This window comes from Orbaceae bacterium lpD01 (assembly GCA_036251705.1).
Lineage (GTDB): Bacteria > Pseudomonadota > Gammaproteobacteria > Enterobacterales > Orbaceae > Utexia > Utexia brackfieldae.
The window spans coordinates 1,088,103-1,109,407 of the sequence record CP133959.1 but is presented as its reverse complement, the minus strand read 5'-3'; the positions used below and the strand labels follow the sequence as shown (position 1 = coordinate 1,109,407).

Sequence of the window (21,305 nt, the reverse complement as noted above, 5' to 3'; positions counted from 1 at the left end):
TATCCATTATGACCGTATTATTTCGAGGTGAGTTATTTTTAAGCAAATTTCACGTTTCTATCAAAAATTGTTTCAATCTGCAGAACAACAACCAGAAAAAGTGGCGCCAGCGTCTCCTGCTAAAGATATGACAATTATCGCTAGAAACCAGCACAATATTTCTCGTCAATCAATCAGTGAAAATGCACTTAAAGTGCTTTATCGCCTAAATAAACAGGGTTATGAAGCTTATCTTGTCGGTGGATGTGTTCGTGATTTACTGCTAGGACTTAAACCGAAAGATTTTGATGTAACAACCAATGCCACACCAGAGCAGATTCAAAAAATATTTCGTAACTGTCGTCTGGTCGGACGCCGTTTTAAATTAGCCCATATTATCTTCGGCCGAGAGATTATTGAAGTAGCCACCTTTCGCGGTGAGCATAGCAATGAAGAAAACGCCAATATCTCAAAACAGTCGCAAAATGGGATGCTGCTAAGAGATAACGTTTATGGCTCGATTGAACAAGATGCCCAGCGTCGCGATTTTACCATTAACAGCCTTTATTATAATGTGAAAGATTTTACCGTTCGTGATTACTGTAACGGTCTTAATGATTTACAGCAAGGCATTATCCGACTGATTGGTGATCCAGAAACACGTTACCGAGAAGATCCGGTAAGAATGCTCAGAGCGATCCGTTTTGGCGCCAAGCTCAATATGCAAATCGAAGCGAATACCGCTGAACCGATCAAACGATTAGCAACACTATTAAATCATATTCCATCGCCACGCATCTTTGATGAATCGCTAAAACTGTTCCAATCTGGTTATGGTTTTAACACCTATAAATTGTTACGTGAATATCACTTATTTGGTCCACTTTTCCCAATCATTGAACCGCTGTTTGTACCATCAAACCAGCAACAACCGGTTTCTTATATGGAAAAAATGATTGAACAAGTCCTTAAAAATACCGATTATCGAATAGCTGAACAGCGAAAAGTCAATCCAGCTTTCCTGTTTGCCGCTTTTTTATGGTATCCATTAACCGAAACGACCCAAAACTTGATGCATGAAGGTGGTTTAACCTATCATGACGCTTTCGCTTTAGCCTGTAACGAGATACTCAGCCAGCAGTGTAAAACGATTGCCATACCGCGCCGTTTAACGACTATCATGAATGAGATTTGGCAGTTACAAATTCGTCTATCCAAACGATTTGGCAAACGTGCTTTCAGTGTTTTTGAACATCCTAGATTCCGCGCCGCTTATGACTTGCTTGAGCTCCGTTCATCAATCGAAAAAGGTGATTTGCTTGAGCAGGCCAAATGGTGGGATGAGTTTCAGCATGTGAGTGCCGAACAGCGCGAGACGATGATTAAAAATCTGCCTAATGATCAAAAAAGGCGCTGGCATAAAACACCTCGAGGACGTCGTCAATCAACAACAGCAAATAATGATTGATCTGATGAGTCATAAATAATCATCTTAAATTTAATCGGATTAATGATGATTATTCATTACTACTTTGCTGAAGACACGTTATAATGCATTAACATTTTATCATCTGGTATAGATTCGCTAAATATGAGAAAGTTTCTTCCTTCACTAATAACAGTAGCGGTATGGTCAAGTCTTTATAACGCAAATGTTAATGCTAATCAATCATCGTTTGTTGATAATACCAATCCGCGTTGTTTAGCGAATGTGCCTAGATATACAGGCCCGATCATCACAGAAGATCCTAAATCATTACCGGTTACCATTGAGGCTAATACGTTACAAGGCAATGCAATTGATCGCGTTATCTATCAAGGTGACGTTAGAGTACAGCAAGGCAATCGCGCATTAAAAGCCGATAAACTGACCATTCAAACCCAGGAAGATAATAGTCACTATATGACGGTATCCGGTCATGTGAATTATCTGGATAATTTTATCAAATTACAGGGTAATACGGTTGGCATGGAAATCGAAAAAAATGATGTGGAAATTACCGATAGTCAATATCATTTGGTCGATCGTCTTGGTCGGGGCGCTGCAACCAATATTTCGCTCACTGACGATTCGCGTTATGTCACGTTAAAAAACAGTACCTTTACTACCTGCCCTGTCGGTAACAATAGTTGGAATATATCAGGTTCAACGATTATTTACGATAAAGAAGAAGAGTTACTTGAAGCTTGGAATACGGTTTTTCGAATCGGATCCGTACCCATTTTTTATTCGCCTTATATTCAATATCCAACTGGCAATAAGCGCCGATCAGGTTTACTGATCCCAACGTTTAATTACAATAGTACTGATGGTGTGAATATTGCTGTTCCTTTCTATTGGAATATTGCGCCTAATTTTGATGCCACCATTACCCCAAGAATCATTCAACGACGAGGGTTACAGCTTCAAACTGAAGGTCGTTACCTGACTGAATTAGGTAAAGGTACCCTAGCATTTGACTGGCTCGAACACGATTCACTCTACGATAAAAATAAATCTCAAATCACCTCAGATATTGGTGATAACAAAAGTCGCTGGTTATTTCATTGGAATCATGATGGTACTATTGATGAAAACTGGTTTATTAAAACGGATGTGACGCGCGTTAGTGACCGGCAATATCTGGTTGACTTAAGTTCTCAATATGCCAATGTTACCGATGGTTATCTGACACAACAATATGCCGCCGGTTATGCCAATGATAACTGGAATATTGCGCTCAGCTCCAAGAATTTCCAGGTATTCCGAACCGCCTTAAAAGATGATATCTATCGAACCGAGCCACAGCTAGATATTAATTACTATAACGATAATCTAGGCCCATTCTACTTCACTACTTATGGCCAGATCGTTAACTTTACCAGTCCAGGGAAAAACAATCCACAAACGGTTCGACTCCATATAGAACCGACTTTAAGCTATACCCTTGCTAATAGTTGGGCGACACTCAATACCAAGGCCACCTTGTTTGCAACGCATTATGATCAAGATATTCCACAACCGGCGCTATATCCAGAATTAGAACAGCATGTCACCCGAATTCTGCCTCGACTCACTGTTGACGGACGTGTCATTTTTGAAAGAAATAATGCCTTTATTGATGGATATACACAGACATTAGAACCTCGTATTAAATATGAGTATATCCCTTATCGCGATCAATCTAATATAAAAAACTATGATTCGTCATTAATGCAATCTGATTATTCCGGTCTATTTAGAAACAAAATGTACAGTGGTCTGGACCGCATTGCTTCAGCAAATCAAATTGCAACGGGTGTCACGACACGCATTTATGACAATAACTTTATCGAACGTTTTAATTTTTCGATCGGTCAGATTTACTATTTTAATCAATCTCGCACCGGCGATACGGTTTCACCATTAGACAAAAATACCGATACTGGTAGTTTAACTTGGGCAACCGATGGCTTCTGGCTGATTCAACAAGATCTGCTATTCAGACTGGGCTTACAGTACGATACGCGTATTAATGAAGTTGCCTTAGCGAATGCTATTTTTGAATACAAACCTGCTGAAAATAAGCTATTACAGATCAGCTATCGTTATGCTAATCAAAACTATATCGATACAATGGGACTGAGCGCTGCCTCACCTTATCGTCAAGATATCTCGCAATTAGGCACTGTCGGCAGCTTTCCTTTAAATGATTTCTTCTCAGTCGTCGGCGCTTACTACTATGATGTCAATCTTAAACAATCATCAGATAGCTTTATGGGTTTGCAATACAATGATTGCTGCTGGGGCTTAAGCATTCTATATGGTAGAAAAATAGTCAACTGGGAGAGCGAATCTCGCCGCAGTGAGTACGATAATAAATTATCGATTAGCTTTGAACTAAGAGGATTTGGTCGAAATCGTAATACGACGGCTAAAATGTTGGATTTTGGTATTCTGCCTTATCGCTCAACGTTTGAATAATATCAACAAATCGATGAATCTTGATCTCCGTTTTGTGTAATTGCTAGTCAAACGGAGCGACAGTCTATAAATTATTGAACTAAAAGAAAAAATAGCAGTCCAATAACAATGAAAGCGATTTAGTTAAAAGGATGTAATGGAAATTTATAATATGAAAATAGAAAATTATATTAAGTTTTTTTGTTTAGCAATCAGTTTATGCTCAACAGCTCTGGTTTCAGCTTCCCCTAAAATCGTTGATAGAGTTGCTGCCGTTGTCAATAATGACGTGGTATTGGAAAGTAGTGTCAATGATATGATAAAAACGGTCAAAAGCGGCAATAGTGCGGAAAATCTGCCTGATAATGCCACATTACGTCAACAAATTCTCGATCGCTTAATTAATGACACGCTGATTTTACAACAAGCCAATAAAGCGCAAGTCAGCATCACCGATAGTGATGTAGATAATGCAATTAATGATATTGCTAAACAAAATAGAATTAGCCTTCAAGAGCTTAAAAGTCATTTAGCGCGTGCCGGGATTAACTTTGCCAGGTATCGTAATCGTATCCGTAGCGAAATGGCCATTGAAGATATCCGAATGAATGAAGTGAGACGCCGTATCGCTATCTCCCCATCCGAAGTCGATGCCTTAGCAAAAGTGATTGCTGAGAAACCGAATGAAAACATCGATGTGAATATCAGCCATATATTGATTTCTATTCCTGATTCGCCAACCAAACAACAACTCGCGGATGCACAAAATAAAGCCAATACCGTCATTCAAAAATTAAGAGCCGGTGAAAGCTTTTCTCGTTTAGCCGCCACCTATTCTAATGATGATCAAGCCTTTTCTGGCGGTAGTCTGGGTTGGAAAAAGATCAATGAGCTTCCATCTCTGTTTGAGGAACCGCTGATTCGGGCGCAAAAAGGCGATATTGTCGGGCCGATTCGTTCTGGGGTTGGGTTTCATATCTTAAAAGTGAATGATACACGCGCACAAGTGAAAAAATCACTTACCGTTACAGAGGTGAATGCGCGTCATATTTTATTAAAAACAAATTTAATTTTTGATGATCAGCAAGCCCAAGAGAAATTGAATCGTATTCGTGACGATATTCTCAGTAATAAAACGACTTTTGATGCCGCTGCCAAAGCTTACTCGGAAGATCCAGGTTCAAAAGATAAAGGCGGTGAACTGGGGTGGAGCATGCCAGATCGTTATGATGAGAGTTTCAAACGTGCTTTATTAAGCCTGAAAAAAGGGGAAATCAGTGTACCGATTAAATCGGCATTTGGTTGGCATATCATTCAGTTATTAGATACCCGTCAATCAGATAAAACTGACTTAGCTCAGAAAGATCAAGCTTACCGAATGATATTTAACCGTAAATTCGGTGAAGAGGCTCAAGTTTGGGTGCAGGAACTGCGCGCAGATGCTTATATTAATATTATAGATGACAACAAATAAATGAATAATCGTGTACACCAAGGCCATTTTGCCCGCAAACGTTTCGGACAGAACTTTTTAAATGATGATTTTGTCATCGAAAATATCGTTGCGGCTATCGCACCGAAAAAGACCCAAGCACTGGTTGAGATAGGTCCGGGACTCGCGGCATTAACCTTGCCAGTTGCCAGACGTGTTGATCAGATGACGGTTGTTGAAATTGACCGAGATTTAGCCGCACGCCTTGCTGTACATCCAGAACTGAAAGATAAAATTAGGATTATTCAACAAGATGCTATGACCGTTGATTTTGCGCAAATTGCCCAAGAGCGTCAGCAGCCACTGAGAATTTTTGGTAATCTACCTTACAATATCTCGACACCACTGATGTTTCATCTGTTTGAATTTACCACTTCGGTTGCTGACATGCACTTTATGTTACAAAAAGAGGTGGTAAACAGACTCGTTGCTGGGCCGAATAGCAAAACTTACGGCCGTTTAAGCGTGATGGCGCAATATTATTGTCAAATAATCCCGGTACTCGAAGTGCCACCAACCGCTTTTACACCAGCGCCTAAAGTGGATTCGGCAGTCGTAAGATTAACCCCACATCAGACGATTCCTCATCCGGTAAAAGATATCAAAGTATTAGGTCAAATTACCACACAGGCTTTCAATCAACGTAGAAAAACGATTCGCAATAGTTTAGGGCAACTCTTTACTCTAGCGCAATTTGAACAGATTGGTATCGATGCTAATTTAAGAGCAGAAAATCTGTCTGTTGAACAGTACTGTGCACTAGCCAATATTTACCAACCTCAACAGACGAATACACCAAGTCAGGCATAGGCATCAATAATGGCAAATATTTTAATCGGCGATGTACATGGCTGTTACGAAGAGTTAAGACGTGTACTGGAAAAAGCTGATTTTGAGCCTTGCCGCGATACCTTGTGGTTTACAGGAGATTTAGTAGCTCGTGGCCCTGACTCACTGAACGTTTTGCGTTTTATCCACTCTATCAAAGATCATGTTCGTTTGTGTTTAGGTAATCATGATCTCCATCTTTTAGCGATTTATGCCGGAATCAGTAAAAATAAGCGACGGGATAATCTTGAGCCACTATTAAATGCGCCAGATTATGACGAACTGATGAACTGGTTGCGCCGTCAACCCATCATGCAAATTGATGAGCAGCTGAAACTGATTATGGTACATGCTGGAATCAGTGCCCAGTGGGATCTAGACACAGCAAAACAGTGTGCACGCAATCTTGAGGCAATGCTATCGAGCGATAGCTACGCGTTTTTTCTCAATGCGATGTATGGTGACTTACCCGATTTTTGGCGTGAAGATTTACAAGGTATTGATCGTTTAAGATATAGTGCCAATGTCTTTACCCGAATGCGTTACTGCTATCTCGATGGGCGTTTGGATCTGAATTTTAAAGAAGCCCCTGAAGACGCACCGGCTAAATTAAAACCCTGGTTTATGTTGCCGCGAAAAATTCCTGATGAGTATAGCATTGCTTTCGGCCACTGGGCTTCGCTCAATGGCAAAGGAACCCCAGACAAGATCTATGCTTTGGATACCGGATGCTGCTGGGGAGGCAAATTAACCGCCCTACGCTGGGAAGATCAGCAATATTTTAAAAAACGTAAAATTAAGCAGAAAGACTAATTAGCACATCGGTTTGGTTTCTCAATCCGCTATGGTTAACTGATTATCTTTTTAATTAAACTGTTTTCATCAGCATAGTCGTTCATCTTTAAAGCGATTTTGATGCTATCCTACCCTATTTCCTACATCTCCATACCTCTCATGAAAGTATGATGAAGGTTATTTCATTCATGAACGAGTAAGATATCCATGATTTACGATACAAAAATAATCATAACAAACCAGAAGATGTCATGCTTGCTCAAAATAAAGTAAACCTGATGAAAAATATGCTTTTGATTGATTTATCCGCTATTATATGATGACGATCTATTTTAAGTTTATTGTGGGATAAGTGATGCATTTTTGGAAAATAATCGGGTCAATCATTAAATTTAGCTGGCGCGCGATTAATCTCGTCAGAGAGATCATCGCCAATCTACTATTTTTATTCATCATACTGGCGATTTGGGGACTTTGGGTTTCATTGAAAGATCAGGATAGCCAAAATAGTTATCCTCAAAAAGGCGTGCTTGAAGTCAATATTCAAGGTTCGATTGTCGATACAACCCCCTATGATGAAGATTATTATCGATTAAGAGCTAAGATCTATGGGGCTCAGATCGATAGATCAAGAGAAAATAGTCTGTTTGAGCTCACCGAAAAAATTGCCCAAGCCGCAAACGATCCGAATATTACCGGTATGATCTTAAAATTAGACGATTTCACCGGCGCAGACTTACCTTCATTACAATATATCGGTAAATATTTAAACCAGTTTAGCGAAAATAACAAACCCATCTATGCGGTTTCACCAAGTTATAATCAAAATCAGTACTATTTAGCCAGTTTTGCTGACCACATTTATTTAACGCCACAAGGCGCAGTGAGCCTGTATGGCTTTGGTACCAATACACTTTATTATAAATCCCTGTTAGATCACTTAAAAATTGATACCCACGTATTTCGGGTGGGGACCTATAAATCAGCCATCGAACCGCTCATTCGTAACGATATGTCATCAGAAGCCAGAGAAAACACCACACGCTGGTTAACTACGATGTGGCATAACTATCTTAATGATGTCTCACTCAACAGAGAACAACTACCAGCAGTTTTGGTGCCTGATGCAAACAGATTTATCACTGACCTAAAAGCGGTTAACGGCAGTTTAAGTGATTATGCACTCCAGCATAACTTAGCCGATAAAGCGGTACCTTATTATCAGTTTGAAGCAGATATGCAAGCGGCTTTTAAAGATGAGCCACAGCTTAGTATTTATAACTATACGCTGCTTAAACCAGCAAAAAATAGCCAGACCGAACCCAATATTGCCGTTGTCTTCGTCAATGGTACAATTATTGATGGCGATGCGAGTAATAATAACGCGAGTAGCTACTCAATCACTCAGCAATTAAAAGAGATTCGTCAAAACGATAACATTCGGGCAGTCATTATCCGAGTGAATAGCCCTGGCGGCAGTGTTACTGCATCTGAAGCTATTCGTAATGAAATAGCAGCGCTGCGTAAAAAAGGCGTACCCGTGGTTATCTCGATGGGCGGCATGGCAGCATCGGGGGGTTATTGGATTGCCACTGAGTCTGACTATATTGTTGCCTCACCCAATACTATCACGGGCTCAATTGGTATTTTTGGAGTGATCCCAACGTTTGAGCAATCTTTAGCGCAAATCGGGGTTTATACCGATGGCGTAAATACCTCGCCATTAGTTGATACCAGTTTAACGAAGGCGCTACCGACAGAATATAGTCAATTGATGCAGCTTAGCATTGAGAATGGTTACCAAACGTTTATCCATTTAGTGGCTAATGCTCGACACTTAACCGAAGCTGAAGTAGACAAGATTGCCCAAGGTCAAGTCTGGCTAGGTCAAGAGGCTTATCAACTCAAACTGGTCGATCAATTGGGGGATTTTGATGATGCGGTTGCTAAAGCGAGTGAATTAGCGCAGCTCTCTCATTATCAGCTTGATTGGCTAAAACCAACCGGCAACTGGTTCAGTTCATTACTCCTGAATTTCTCGGCTAGTTTGCCGCAAAGCATGGCTGATATGATTTATCAGGCGTTACCGATGTCCAAACAGTTACAACAGCAAGCAGCGCTTTGGTATCATCTCAATGATCCGCAGAACCGCTATATCTATTGTCTCAATTGTGCTGATGTTCGCTAGACCGACATGCGTTAAATAGCGGCACATTAAATAGAGATTCATCAAATAAAAAAAGGCGCTATCAGTAGCGCCTTTTAACGATGATATACTTAATATTTATAGCAAACCATCATATTTTTGATAAGTCACCTGATCCCAGACAGAGCTCTGTACTTGACCAATATGTTTTAATTGTAATAAAAGCATGGTTAAACGTGATTGGCCGATACCACCACCAATGGTTTGCACAAGCTCACCATTCATTAATGCCTTGTGCCAATCAAACATCAAACGACCTTCATCATGGGTTAACGATAATTGATGCTGTAATGCCTGAGCATTGACGCGAATCCCCATCGATGAGAGTTCAAAAGCACTATTTAACACCGGATTCCACACCAAAATATCACCATTGAGTCCCGCGTGCCCCTCTTCATTTAGCGTACTCCAGTCATCGTAATCAGGTGCTCGCACATCATGATAATCATTATTAGATAATTTACCGCCAATACCGATTAAAAATACGGCGCCGAGCTCTTGGGTAATCCGATTTTCACGCTCTTTTGCCGATAAATCTGGGTATCGTTTTAGCAGTGATTCACTATCAACAAAAGTAATATGATCGGGTAAAAATGGGGTTAATTGGTAAGCTTCTGCAACCGCTTTTTCAGTCGCTTTAATAGCTGAATAGATTTGCTGAACAGTTTTCTTTAAATAAGTTAAGGTGCGATCTTTTTCCGCGATCACTTTTTCCCAGTCCCACTGATCAACATAGACCGAATGAATCGGCGATAGTCCGTCTTCATCAGGACGCAACGCTTTCATATTAGTATAAATCCCTTCTTCTATCTGAAATTTATGCTGACTTAACACTTTTCGTTTCCATTTCGCTAATGAATGGACGACCTCAAATTGAGCATTAGGAATCGCTTTCACCGTCACCTGTACCGCTTTTTCATAGCCAGAAAGATTATCCTGTGTACCATCGCCCACTCGACTTAAAATCGGCGCCTGAACTTCGATTAATGAGAGTTTTTCAGCTAATTGAAATGAGAAAAATGATTTAACAAAAGAAATTCGTTGTTGTTGTTCGATGAATTGACGAACCATGGCATTACCTTGTCTGATTTTAGGAAAAATAAATCATATCATATCATTGCTACAAATAAAGGAGAATAAAGAATTATTCAAAGATGTTGCATTAAGAAGCAATAAACCTTAATATTTATCCAATTTTTTTGCATAAATAATTACAGAGGTAGTCTTTAACATGTTTAAATACTTATTTTCTTTCATTATTTTCATAATGACTATTTTCATTCAGCCAAGCGCTTTAGCCGTTCAAACCACTTATATTGTGGGCGCTGGAGGCACCTACCGACCATTTGAGTATGAAAATAGCAATAAAGAACTAGAAGGATTTGATATTGATCTCATCAAAGCGATTGCTCATGTCGAAGGGTTTCAGGTGCAATTAGTCAATACACCTTGGGAAGGTATTTTTGCCACGTTAGATAACGGCGATCGCGATATTATTATATCCGGCATTACCATTACCGAGAAAAGAAAACAGTCAGTCGATTTTTCATTGCCTTATTTTCCAGCCGAACAGGTAATTGTTGGTCAAAAAGGCACTGAGATTACCTCAATAGCAAGCTTAAAAGATAAAATTGTCGGTGTGGTCAACGGCAGTACCGGCGATATCGTTATCTCGACTGTTTTGGGTCGCAATAATACCGCCATCCGCCGATTTGATAATACCCCACTATTATTGCAAGAACTTTATGAAGAAGGTATTGACGCTGCGGTAGGCGATGTGGGTGTCGTCAAATTCTATATTAAAATGCATCCGGGCAAAGCGTTTGATTTAGTTTATGATAACGCGTTTGAACCACAATATTTTGGTATTGCGGTTGAAAAAGGCAATACAGACTTAAAAAATAAGATCGATGCGGGTTTAAAGAAAATTATTGTCGATGGTACTTATCATAAAATTTATGAGAAATGGTTCGATAGTAATACACCGAAATTACCGATTGATATCGAATAATCTCAGACAATCAAAGTGGGATAATGAAAAGAACCATCATTCTTCTCACACATTCGGTTAAATGGTATCACGCTAAGATAGCTTAATTTTTTAGTTTTTTTATAGGTTGAAATGATTATGGGGTTTAATTGGGCGATTATTCAGGATTATCTGCCTCTATTTATTGATGGTGCACTCATGACCCTGAAATGTACCGTCATTTGTGTCATTTTGGGGATTCTCTGGGGATTATTATTAGGTTTAGGTCGTATTGCCTCGGCTCCACATGGCTTACCAAAATATCTGTTATATTTTGGGGTGCAGTGGCCAGTACGTATTTATGTCAGTGCTTTTCGCGGCACGCCATTATTTGTACAAATTATGGTGGTCTATTTTGTCTTAATGCCCTATCTGGTGAGCCCTAAAGACGGTATTTTAGTGACCTCAAATATTATCTCGGTGGAAACTGCCAGAATAATGCGCTCACAGTATGGCGCGTTTATCGCCAGTGTTGTCGCCATCACCTTAAACTCGGGTGCCTATGTGTCGGAAATATTTCGAGCTGGTATTCAATCAATAGATAAAGGCCAAATGGAAGCTGCGCGCTCACTCGGGATGCCCTATGGCAAAACCATGCGTAAGGTTATCTTACCACAAGCTTTTCGCCGCATGTTACCACCATTAGGCAACAATGCGATTGCCATTTTGAAAGACTCCTCGCTCGGTGCGGCTATCGGCCTGGCCGATCTGGCTTTTGCGGCCAGAACCGCAGGTGCAGCTTATGCATCTTATGATGAGCCCTATCTCGTTATTTCGGTCATATATTGGTGTATGACATTTATACTTACAATGATTGTCCAACAGATGGAAAAAAGGTTAGGTAAAAGTGATTCACATTCATAATCTGCAAAAACAATTTGGTCAGGTACATGTTCTACGCGGTATTTCCTGTGATATTAATGAAAAAGAGGTCATCTCTATCATCGGTCCATCCGGGTCAGGAAAAAGCACCTTTTTACGCTGTATTAATGCACTTGAGCAGATAACATCAGGTGAGATTATTGTTAACGGCTTTGCCGTTCATGATCCTAAGACCAATCTCAATCAGATGAGAGAATCGGTTGGCATGGTGTTTCAACGCTTTAATCTTTTTCCACATATGTCGGTGCTGCAAAACTTAATTATGGCACCAATGGAGATAAAGAAGTTATCTAAAGCCGATGCGATCATAAGGGCCGAGCAGCTATTAAACAAAGTTGGCCTATTAGATAAAATTGATGCTTATCCAAGCCAGCTTTCGGGCGGTCAGCAGCAGCGTGTGGCGATTGCCAGAGCTTTAATGATGCAGCCTAAGGTCATGCTATTTGATGAACCAACCTCAGCATTAGATCCAGAGCTGGTGGGTGAGGTACTCAGTGTCATGAAATCACTGGCATACGAAGGCATGACCATGGTCGTGGTCACCCATGAAATGGGGTTTGCCAGAGAGATGTCTGATCGGGTCATCTTTATTGATCAAGGTATTATTCAAGAAGAAGGACCGCCAGAGCAGATTTTCGATAAGCCCAAAAATGAGCGTACTCAAGCCTTTTTAAGCAAAGTTTTATAAAAAAAAATCCCCTTAAATAAGGGGTTTTTTTTATATTTAATCAATGTTACGAATACTTACGCATCACCAGTGTTGCATTGGTGCCACCGAAACCAAAGCTATTTGACATGACCGTCGTTAACTTACGCAGCGTTGGCTGAGTGATAACATTCATACCTTGCGCTTTCTCATCTAACGCTTCAACATTAATGCTTGGTGCAATAAAATCGTTTTCTAACATTAATAATGAATAGATAGCTTCCTGCGCGCCTGCCGCGCCCAAAGAGTGACCAGTCATTGATTTAGTCGATGAGATCGCCGGCACTTTATCAGCAAATACTTCCGCAATCGCTCCAAGCTCTTTGACATCACCAACTGGTGTAGAGGTACCGTGCACGTTAATATAATCGATATCAGAATCAAGGCCATGCATCGCCATCTGCATACAACGGACCGCCCCTTCACCAGATGGTGCAACCATATCAGCACCATCAGAAGTTGCGCCATAACCGACAATTTCACCATAAATATGGGCACCACGGGCTAAAGCATGTTCAAGTTCTTCAACTACAACCATACCCGCACCGCCAGCAATGACGAATCCATCACGATTAGCATCATAAGCGCGTGATGCTTTATCTGGTGTTTCATTGTATTTGGTTGATAATGCACCCATCGCATCAAACTCACAAGCCATTTCCCAACATAACTCTTCACCGCCACCGGCAAAGACAATATCTTGTTTGCCAAGTTGAATCAATTCGGCAGCATGACCGATACAGTGGGCTGATGTTGCACAGGCTGAACTAATTGAATAGTTAACGCCTTTAATTTGAAATGGTGTCGCTAAGCAAGCAGAAACCCCTGATGCCATTGATTTAGTTACCGCATAAGGGCCAACGCCGCGCAATCCTTTGGTTTTCATACCTTCTACTGCCGCGTATTGACTACGTGGCGACGCGCCGCCTGAACCAACCACTAAACCTGAACGAATATTGGAGACTTGTTCCGGTGCTAAATTAGCATCTTTGATGGCTTCTTGTAGTGCCAAAAAAGCATAAATTGATGCATCACTCATAAAACGGGCTACTTTACGATCGATTAAACCAGTCGTATCTAATTTTACATTGCCCCAGACATGGCTACGCATACCCGCATCTTTCATTTCTTGTGAAAAGGTAATACCTGAACGGCCTTTTTTCAAAGATTCTAAAACTTCTTTCGCATTATTACCAATGCTTGAAAGAATACCTAGGCCTGTAATTACAACTCTTTTCATTAATAACCCCTAATCTGTGTGCCATTTTTTCATCTTGATGGAAAAAATCCATATATATGGCGTACACTTGTACGCTGGATTCGATTATAGCGTACAAGTGTACGCTGAACAACTAAATTTAGTGATGATAAATGAATTATTCCGGAATTAATGCTATGATATGGTATCGTTGATTAAAAGTTAATGAATAGAAAATTTATGATTTTGCAAGACAAACAGTTAGTTGAATTTATCGTTGATAAGTTAGATGATCTCAAAGCACAAGATATCACCACCCTAAATGTTGAAAATAAATCCAGTATCACCGATTATTTGGTGATTTGTACCGGTACATCAAATCGTCATACCACATCAATTGCTGATCATCTGATTGATGAGTGCAAAAAAGCAGGTCTGCTCGTATTAGGCAGCGAAGGCAAAGTTGACGCTGATTGGGTAGTCGTTGATTGTGATAGTGTTATCGTTCATGTTATGCAGCAAGAAAGCCGTCATCTCTATGAACTGGAAAAACTCTGGGGTTAACTTGCCATGAAACTGCAATTAATCGCTGTTGGTACAAAAATGCCTGACTGGGTCTCTACTGCCTATAACGATTATAGCAATCGTTTTCCCAAGGATATGCCGTTAGAATTAATTGAAATCCCTGCCGGGAAACGAACCAAAAACGCCGATATTGTGCGAATCCTTGAAAAAGAAGGCGAACAGATGTTAGCGGCATGCGGTAAAGGAAACTGTATTGTTACCCTTGATATTCCCGGTAAATCTTGGACAACCCAGGCATTAGCGAACCAATTAGAGAGCTGGAAATTAGATGGCCGCGATATCAGTTTACTGATTGGCGGGCCTGAAGGACTATCACCAGCCTGTAGACAAGCGGCCCATCAAAGTTGGTCGCTCTCTCCTTTAACGTTGCCTCATCCATTAGTGCGCGTGATTGTTGCCGAAAGTCTCTATCGCGCATGGAGTATCACGGCCAATCATCCTTATCATAGAGAATAATCAGATATGAAAAGCAACATTATCCTTGATTTACAAATTGCCAGCCAATCAGCAACCGATATTCCTGATGAGGGTAAAATACTGATTTGGCTAAATAAAATCTTATTCCCTTTTCAAAATGAGGCCGAATTAACCATTCGTATCGTGGATGAGCAGGAAAGCCAATCGCTCAACAACACCTATCGGCATAAAGATAAACCTACCAATGTATTATCATTTCCATTTGAATCGCCAGTTGAAATTGAGGTACCATTGCTGGGTGATTTAATTATCTGTAAAACAGTTGTCGAAGCGGAGGCTTTAGCGCAAAATAAAAGTTTAGAGTCTCACTGGGCGCATATGGTTGTGCATGGCTGTTTACATTTACTCGGTTATGATCATATTTCTGACGAAGAAGCAGAAGAGATGGAAAGCCTTGAGATAGAGATCATGCAAACGTTAGGGTTTAAAAATCCCTATCGTTTCGATCATCAATAAATCATTCACCAATAAATAATCAATAAAAGTTAATTAAACAAGGAAATAAAAGAGCATGAGTGACGATAATCACCGGAGATTATTCAAGAAAAAATTCAAACTAAAACTGGGACAACTATTCCAGAGTGCCCCGGAAACCATCGAAGATCTGGTTTCATTTATCGACGTTGTTCAGCAAAATGGGGTAATTGATACTGAAACGCGCGAAATGCTCGAAGGTGTGCTTGAAATTGCCGAACAAAGAGTCCGGGATGTGATGATTCCGCGTTCACAAATGGTCACCGTTGATAACGATCATAGCTTAGATGAATGTCTGAAGATTATCCAAAAATATGGCCACTCTCGCTATCCGGTTATCAGTGAAGATAGAGATCATATTCAAGGTATACTTTTAGCCAAAGACTTACTCAACTTCATGCTACCTGATGCTGGTGAATTCAATCTTCAACGTATATTACGTCCAGCGGTGGTCGTACCTGAAAGTAAACGCGTTGATCAAATGTTAAAAGAGTTTCGTTCACAGCGCTATCATATGGCGATTGTTGTCGATGAGTTTGGTGGCGTATCGGGCGTGGTCACTATCGAGGATATTCTCGAACTGATCGTCGGCAATATTGAAGATGAGTACGATGAAATTGAAGATCAAGATATCCGTCGTTTAAATACCCGGGTCTACAACGTTCGGGCATTAACCCCGATAGAAGATTTCAATGAGATTTTCCAAACGACATTCAGCGATGATGATGTTGATACCGTTGGCGGCTTAGTGATGCAATATATTGGTCGTCTACCAATCAAAGGCGAAATTGTCACTATCGATGCCTATCAATTTAAGGTTACCGTTGTCGATAAAAGACGCATTATTCAATTGAATGTTACTGTCCCAGAAGATATGCCGGTGCCATTATTAGAGACAGATGTAACATGAAACTAAAAGCCTTGCTTGCCCTATTTTTTGGTGTGATTGCCGTCTTTGCTTTTTCACCATTTAACTTATGGCCATTGGCTTTTTTCTCATTTATCGGTCTTGTTGCTTTAAGTATTAATGTAAACGCCAAAAAGTCAGCAATTATTGCATTTTTCTGGGGACTGGGCTTTTTTGGTGCGGGTGTACACTGGATTTATGTCAGTATTCAGCAATATGGCGAGCTGCCTATTCCGGTCGCATTACTGCTATTATCGCTGCTTATCGGTTATTTATCTTTATACCCTGCGCTGTTTGCCTTCCTGTTAAATAGATTGGCAAAACCTTACTCTTTTGTTCAGTTAGTCATTGCTGCACCAGCATTATGGCAACTCACCGAGTTTTTACGTGGCTGGATATTAAGTGGTTTTTCATGGCTCCAACTTGGCTATACCCAACTTAATTCACCCCTGAAGGCTTATTTACCTATTTTTGGCGTCAACTTTCTGAATCTGTTTGTGCCAATGCTATGTGGATTGTTACTCTATCTCTTCTCGATTCGCCATCGAATACATCGCTTAACCATCTATTTAGTTGTAGTGAGTATCCTTGTTTTTAGCGTGATTACCGGATATTTATCCCCTATCCATTGGACCAAAGTGGACACGTCCCGCAAAGTCGAACTGGCGTTAGTTCAAGGCAATATTCAGCAGTCATTGAAATGGAATAAAGATCAATTAGAAACAACATTATCAACTTATAAACAGTTAACACAGGCACATCTATCAAGTGCCGATATTATTATCTGGCCAGAAGCCGCCATTACCGATGCCGAGCTCAATCAACAAGACTACTTAACCGCATTAGATAAACAGGCACGTGAAAATAAGACTACGGTTGCAACAGGGATTATCGATGTTCGTTATCGCCATCATGATATTGACGTGTTTAACTCAATTATTGTCTTAGGTGATCGTGTTCCCTATGCCTATTTGAATGATAATCGCTACTCTAAGCACCATCTGGTGCCTTTTGGCGAGTATATTCCGTTAGCACAACTCTTTAAACCAATTGCCCAATTACTTAATGTCCCGGTTTCATCAATGACGGCAGGAGAACGCACTCAACCTCCACTGATGATGCAAGGATTTAAGTTTACAACTGTAATCTGTTATGAGATTATCCTACCTGAGTTGATTTTGGACAATTTTCAGCCAGACACTGACTTCTTACTGACAATATCAAATGATGCCTGGTTTGGTAATACTATCGGCCCTTGGCAGCATTTACAGATGGCACAAACTCGCGCAGTTGAATTTGGGCGGTCACTAATTCGTAGTACAAATAATGGTATAACCGCTGTCATCAATCCCCAAGGCGAGATTATTGATCAGTTACCTCAATTTGAACAAGCCGTATTGAGTGTAAGTGTCTCTCCATCAATCGGAGAAACGCCTTTTGCAATATGGGGAAACTGGCCATATTGGAGCCTCACTTTGTTATTATTTCTAATCACTTTCTGGTTCAAAATAAGAAAGTGATAATATCTGGCATATTTTTTGCTTTTTATAAACGGGTCACTGTTCTATTGTGTAGTTTGATATCACAAAAATAGTACAACACCAACATTTTTGCCCCATTATTGGGCTTTTGACTTATTATGGTGCAAAATAAGTACCTTAAAAGGAGTATGACGATGAAACAATTAAAAACAAAATATCTTAATAAAAATCTAGCGAAGTTAGCTTTATTATTATCCGCACTTGGCATGATGAGTTCTACGGTTGCCGCGGCTGAGCTAACCGGTACTTTGGCCAAAATTAAACAAGATGGCGTGATTGTTGTTGGGCATCGAGAATCATCAATTCCTTTCTCTTATTATGATAATCAACAAAATGTTGTCGGTTATTCACAAGACTACGCTAATCTGATTGTCGATGCGGTGAAAAAAGAGCTCAACCTGCCTAATTTAAAAGTCAAATATTTACCCGTCACATCGCAAAACCGAATCCCGCTACTCCAAAATGGTACCTATGATTTTGAATGTGGCTCAACCACGAATAATGCAGCAAGACAAAATCAAGTCGATTTTTCTGATACCATTTTTATTGTTGGTACTCGTTTTTTAGTTAAAAACAGCAGTGGTATTAAAGATATTGATGATCTGAAAGGCAAAAATGTTGTGGTGACTGCCGGTACGACCTCGGAAGTCAGACTTAATCAGATTAATGATGAGAAAAATTTAGGTATTCGTATCATTACCCCAAAAGATCATGGTGATGCTTTTAGAACACTGGAAAGTGGTCGTGCATCTGCATTCTTAATGGATGATGCGTTATTAGCGGGAGAACGCTCACGTGCGCGTAATTCAGATCAATGGGTGATTGTTGGTACGCCATTATCTTATGAAGCCTACGGCTGTATGCTACGTAAAGATGATGCCCAATTTAAAACACTGGTCGATAATACGATAGTACAAGCACAAACTTCTGGCGCTGCAGAAACCTCATTCAATCGTTGGTTTAAACAACCGATTCCACCAAGAGGACTCAATATGAATTTCGATATGTCCTCAGAAATGAAAGCGCTTTTTGCTGCACCAAATGATAAAGCTTTAGATTAAAGAGTAACGTAAATTAGTCATATATAATATAAGCTTATTATCAATTTAATAAGCTTATATCAATGGAGTATCTATGCACATACAATGGAATTGGGGCATCTTTTTTGAACAAGCCCCGTTCGGTGATACCACTTATTTAGGCTGGTTATGGCTTGGCTTTCAAATGACCGTCCTACTATCGATATGCGCAGGCATTATTGCTTTCGTTGTCGGTTCTTTTTTTGGCATTTTAAGAACTTTACCTAATCGATTTTTAGCGCGCTTAGGGGCAGGCTATGTACAGCTATTTAGAAATATTCCACTCATTATTCATCTTTTTATTTGGATCTATGTGGTGCCAGATTTAGTCCCTGAATCAATGAGAGATTGGCTATTTTCTCTTGATCCCTCAATCTTTATTTTTATGATGTCAACGATTGGTCTGGGCCTTTTTACCGGTGCACGTGTTTGTGAACAAGTGAGAACGGCTATTCAATCTTTACCATCAGGTCAAAAGAATGCGGGAACCGCATTAGGTTTTACCTTGAGGCAAACCTATTTATATATCTTATTACCGAATGCCTATCGTCGTGTATTACCGCCATTGACATCTGAAGCACTCAATATGTTTAAAAACTCTGCCGTAGCCTCTACCGTTGGTTTGGTGGAGCTCTCTAAACAAGCCAATCAACTGTTAGATCACGCTGGTGCCGCTTATGAGTCTTTCATTGCTGTCACTATCGGTTATGTCATCATCAATATCGTGGTGATGAAAGGAATGCACTATATAGAGAAAGTAACTCGCCTCCCTGGCGCTTTAGGAGGTAAATAAAATGAATTTTGACTGGCACGTGATTACCAATAATCTTCCATTTATTTTACAAAGCCTTAAAATTTCGCTACAAATAACGGTAACGGCGATTATTTTTGGTATTATTTGGGGAACGATATTAGCCGTGATGAGACTCTCCTCGGTTAAAGCAGTGCGCTGGATAGCCAAAGCTTATGTCAATACCTTTCGATCCATTCCCTTGGTGATGGTATTACTCTGGTTTTATCTATTAGTCCCACAACTTCTTAAGACGCTATTTGACTTACCCTCTAGTACTGATATTCGTTTAATTTCAGCAATGGTCGCTTTTGCGCTGTTTGAAGCCGCTTATTATTCAGAGATCATGCGCGCAGGTATTCAAAGTATCTCTAAAGGCCAGCTAAGCGCCGCTTTAGCGCTAGGCATGACCAGAATGCAAGGATTAAGACTTGTGGTTATTCCACAAGCCTTTAGAATTATGGCGCCGTTATTATTAACTCAAGGTATTGTCCTTTTCCAAGATACTACGCTAGTTTATGTGCTCAATTTAGCTGACTTCTTCTACCAAAGCGTTGAGATTATCGGTAATAATAATGGTGTCTATAATGAGATGATTTTATTCGCAGCAGTAGTTTATTTTGTAATCTGTTTTGCCGCGTCAAGTTTAGTTAATTATGTTAAAAATAGGATGGCTTAAGTGATTTCCTTAAAAAATATTTCAAAATGGTACGGTGACTTCCAAGTACTGAAAGACTGCACAACACAAGTCAGTAAAGGCGAAGTGGTGGTTGTTTGTGGGCCATCTGGTTCTGGTAAATCGACATTAATTAAAACGGTTAATGCCTTAGAGCCTATTCAACAAGGCACGATTATGGTTGATGGGGTTAATGTCACCAGTAAAGCGACTAATTTAGCTAAGTTGCGTTCTAAAGTTGGTATGGTGTTCCAACATTTTGAGCTTTTCCCGCATCTATCGATTATTAAAAATTTAACCTTAGCTCAAGTAAAAGTACTCAGCCGCTCTGAAGTTGAAGCCAAAGAAAAAGCGCTTTCGTTACTCGAACGCGTGGGTCTTCTTGCCCATGCAGAAAAATTCCCTGGGCAGTTATCTGGTGGCCAACAACAGCGTGTCGCTATAGCCCGTGCACTATGCATGGATCCCGTTGTTATGTTATTTGATGAACCCACTTCTGCACTTGATCCTGAGATGGTCAATGAGGTCTTAGATGTAATGGTCGAGCTGGCTTATGAAGGTATGACGATGATGGTTGTAACCCATGAAATGGGATTTGCCCGTAAAGTTGCCAATCGCATCCTATTTATGGATGAGGGCACGATTATTGAAGATACTTCAAAAGAAGAGTTCTTCTCTAATCCAAAATCCGACCGTGCGAAGGATTTTTTAGCAAAGATTATTCATTAGTGATAGGTTA

General features: G+C 40.2%; 20 protein-coding genes. 18 read left to right on the top strand and 2 right to left on the bottom strand.

Annotated features, from left to right (window positions below; all coding sequences use genetic code 11):
* Positions 1-34 precede the first annotated feature (34 nt).
* The 6 genes from pcnB to sppA all read left to right on the top strand — a co-directional run bounded on the left by pcnB (position 35) and on the right by sppA (position 9,204).
* Positions 35-1,447: a polynucleotide adenylyltransferase PcnB gene (gene pcnB / locus RHO15_05020; protein WVD64977.1), complete on the top strand. Its 1,413-nt coding sequence runs from the start codon at positions 35-37 to the stop codon at positions 1,445-1,447.
* Between the two features lie 123 nt (positions 1,448-1,570).
* Positions 1,571-3,922 (top strand): LPS assembly protein LptD, encoded by a 2,352-nt coding sequence (lptD, locus tag RHO15_05015; protein WVD64870.1) that lies wholly within the window; start codon positions 1,571-1,573, stop codon positions 3,920-3,922.
* A gap of 136 nt (positions 3,923-4,058) precedes the next feature.
* Positions 4,059-5,375, top strand: coding sequence for a peptidylprolyl isomerase SurA (gene surA, locus RHO15_05010; protein WVD64869.1), 1,317 nt, complete (start codon positions 4,059-4,061; stop codon positions 5,373-5,375).
* Complete coding sequence (gene rsmA, locus RHO15_05005; GenBank protein WVD64868.1) at positions 5,376-6,203, top strand: 16S rRNA (adenine(1518)-N(6)/adenine(1519)-N(6))-dimethyltransferase RsmA; 828 nt, start codon at positions 5,376-5,378, stop codon at positions 6,201-6,203. It begins immediately after the preceding gene.
* Between the two features lie 9 nt (positions 6,204-6,212).
* Entirely contained in the window at positions 6,213-7,034 is an 822-nt protein-coding gene (gene apaH / locus RHO15_05000) for a bis(5'-nucleosyl)-tetraphosphatase (symmetrical) ApaH (protein ID WVD64867.1), read from the top strand.
* A 337-nt stretch (positions 7,035-7,371) separates the two neighbouring features.
* The gene (gene sppA / locus RHO15_04995) at positions 7,372-9,204 is read left to right on the top strand and encodes a signal peptide peptidase SppA (protein ID WVD64866.1); all 1,833 of its coding nucleotides are present in this window, start codon (positions 7,372-7,374) and stop codon (positions 9,202-9,204) included.
* A gap of 96 nt (positions 9,205-9,300) precedes the next feature.
* Here the strand turns inward: sppA and asnA are convergent, their stop codons facing one another.
* A complete protein-coding gene (asnA, locus tag RHO15_04990) occupies positions 9,301-10,293 on the bottom strand; it encodes an aspartate--ammonia ligase (protein WVD64865.1) in 993 nt (330 codons plus the stop codon).
* A 160-nt stretch (positions 10,294-10,453) separates the two neighbouring features.
* Between asnA and RHO15_04985 the strand changes: the two genes are divergently transcribed.
* From RHO15_04985 to RHO15_04975, 3 genes are all read left to right on the top strand, one after another.
* A complete protein-coding gene (locus tag RHO15_04985; GenBank protein WVD64864.1) occupies positions 10,454-11,233 on the top strand; it encodes a basic amino acid ABC transporter substrate-binding protein in 780 nt (259 codons plus the stop codon).
* 114 nt (positions 11,234-11,347) lie between these two features.
* Positions 11,348-12,115, top strand: coding sequence for an amino acid ABC transporter permease (locus RHO15_04980; protein WVD64976.1), 768 nt, complete (start codon positions 11,348-11,350; stop codon positions 12,113-12,115).
* Entirely contained in the window at positions 12,099-12,821 is a 723-nt protein-coding gene (locus RHO15_04975) for an amino acid ABC transporter ATP-binding protein (protein ID WVD64863.1), read from the top strand. The genes RHO15_04980 and RHO15_04975 overlap by 17 nt, the downstream gene beginning before the upstream one ends.
* Positions 12,822-12,867: 46 nt before the next feature.
* On the opposite strand, the gene fabB is transcribed toward RHO15_04975, so the two are convergent.
* Positions 12,868-14,079, bottom strand: coding sequence for a beta-ketoacyl-ACP synthase I (gene fabB, locus RHO15_04970; GenBank protein ID WVD64862.1), 1,212 nt, complete (start codon positions 14,077-14,079; stop codon positions 12,868-12,870).
* A 204-nt stretch (positions 14,080-14,283) separates the two neighbouring features.
* On the opposite strand from fabB, the gene rsfS reads away from it, so the two are divergent.
* From rsfS to RHO15_04925, 9 genes are all read left to right on the top strand, one after another.
* Entirely contained in the window at positions 14,284-14,601 is a 318-nt protein-coding gene (gene rsfS, locus RHO15_04965) for a ribosome silencing factor (GenBank protein ID WVD64975.1), read from the top strand.
* A gap of 6 nt (positions 14,602-14,607) precedes the next feature.
* A complete protein-coding gene (gene rlmH, locus RHO15_04960) occupies positions 14,608-15,078 on the top strand; it encodes a 23S rRNA (pseudouridine(1915)-N(3))-methyltransferase RlmH (GenBank protein WVD64861.1) in 471 nt (156 codons plus the stop codon).
* Positions 15,079-15,084: 6 nt separating this feature from the next.
* The gene (ybeY, locus tag RHO15_04955; protein ID WVD64860.1) at positions 15,085-15,555 is read left to right on the top strand and encodes an rRNA maturation RNase YbeY; all 471 of its coding nucleotides are present in this window, start codon (positions 15,085-15,087) and stop codon (positions 15,553-15,555) included.
* 55 nt (positions 15,556-15,610) lie between these two features.
* Positions 15,611-16,483, top strand: a complete 873-nt coding sequence (gene corC / locus RHO15_04950) for a CNNM family magnesium/cobalt transport protein CorC (GenBank protein ID WVD64859.1) — start codon at positions 15,611-15,613, stop codon at positions 16,481-16,483.
* Positions 16,480-18,000 carry an apolipoprotein N-acyltransferase gene (lnt, locus tag RHO15_04945; protein ID WVD64858.1) on the top strand — a complete coding sequence of 507 codons (1,521 nt, stop codon included), beginning with the start codon at positions 16,480-16,482 and terminating at the stop codon, positions 17,998-18,000. The genes corC and lnt overlap by 4 nt, the downstream gene beginning before the upstream one ends.
* Before the next feature lie 155 nt (positions 18,001-18,155).
* On the top strand, positions 18,156-19,082 hold the full coding sequence (locus RHO15_04940; GenBank protein ID WVD64857.1) for a glutamate/aspartate ABC transporter substrate-binding protein: 927 nt from the start codon (positions 18,156-18,158) through the stop codon (positions 19,080-19,082).
* Between the two features lie 73 nt (positions 19,083-19,155).
* The gene (locus tag RHO15_04935) at positions 19,156-19,893 is read left to right on the top strand and encodes an amino acid ABC transporter permease (GenBank protein WVD64856.1); all 738 of its coding nucleotides are present in this window, start codon (positions 19,156-19,158) and stop codon (positions 19,891-19,893) included.
* Position 19,894: 1 nt separating this feature from the next.
* A complete protein-coding gene (gltK, locus tag RHO15_04930) occupies positions 19,895-20,569 on the top strand; it encodes a glutamate/aspartate ABC transporter permease GltK (protein ID WVD64855.1) in 675 nt (224 codons plus the stop codon).
* Positions 20,570-21,295: an amino acid ABC transporter ATP-binding protein gene (locus tag RHO15_04925; protein WVD64854.1), complete on the top strand. Its 726-nt coding sequence runs from the start codon at positions 20,570-20,572 to the stop codon at positions 21,293-21,295.
* The last annotated feature ends 10 nt before the right edge of the window (positions 21,296-21,305 follow it).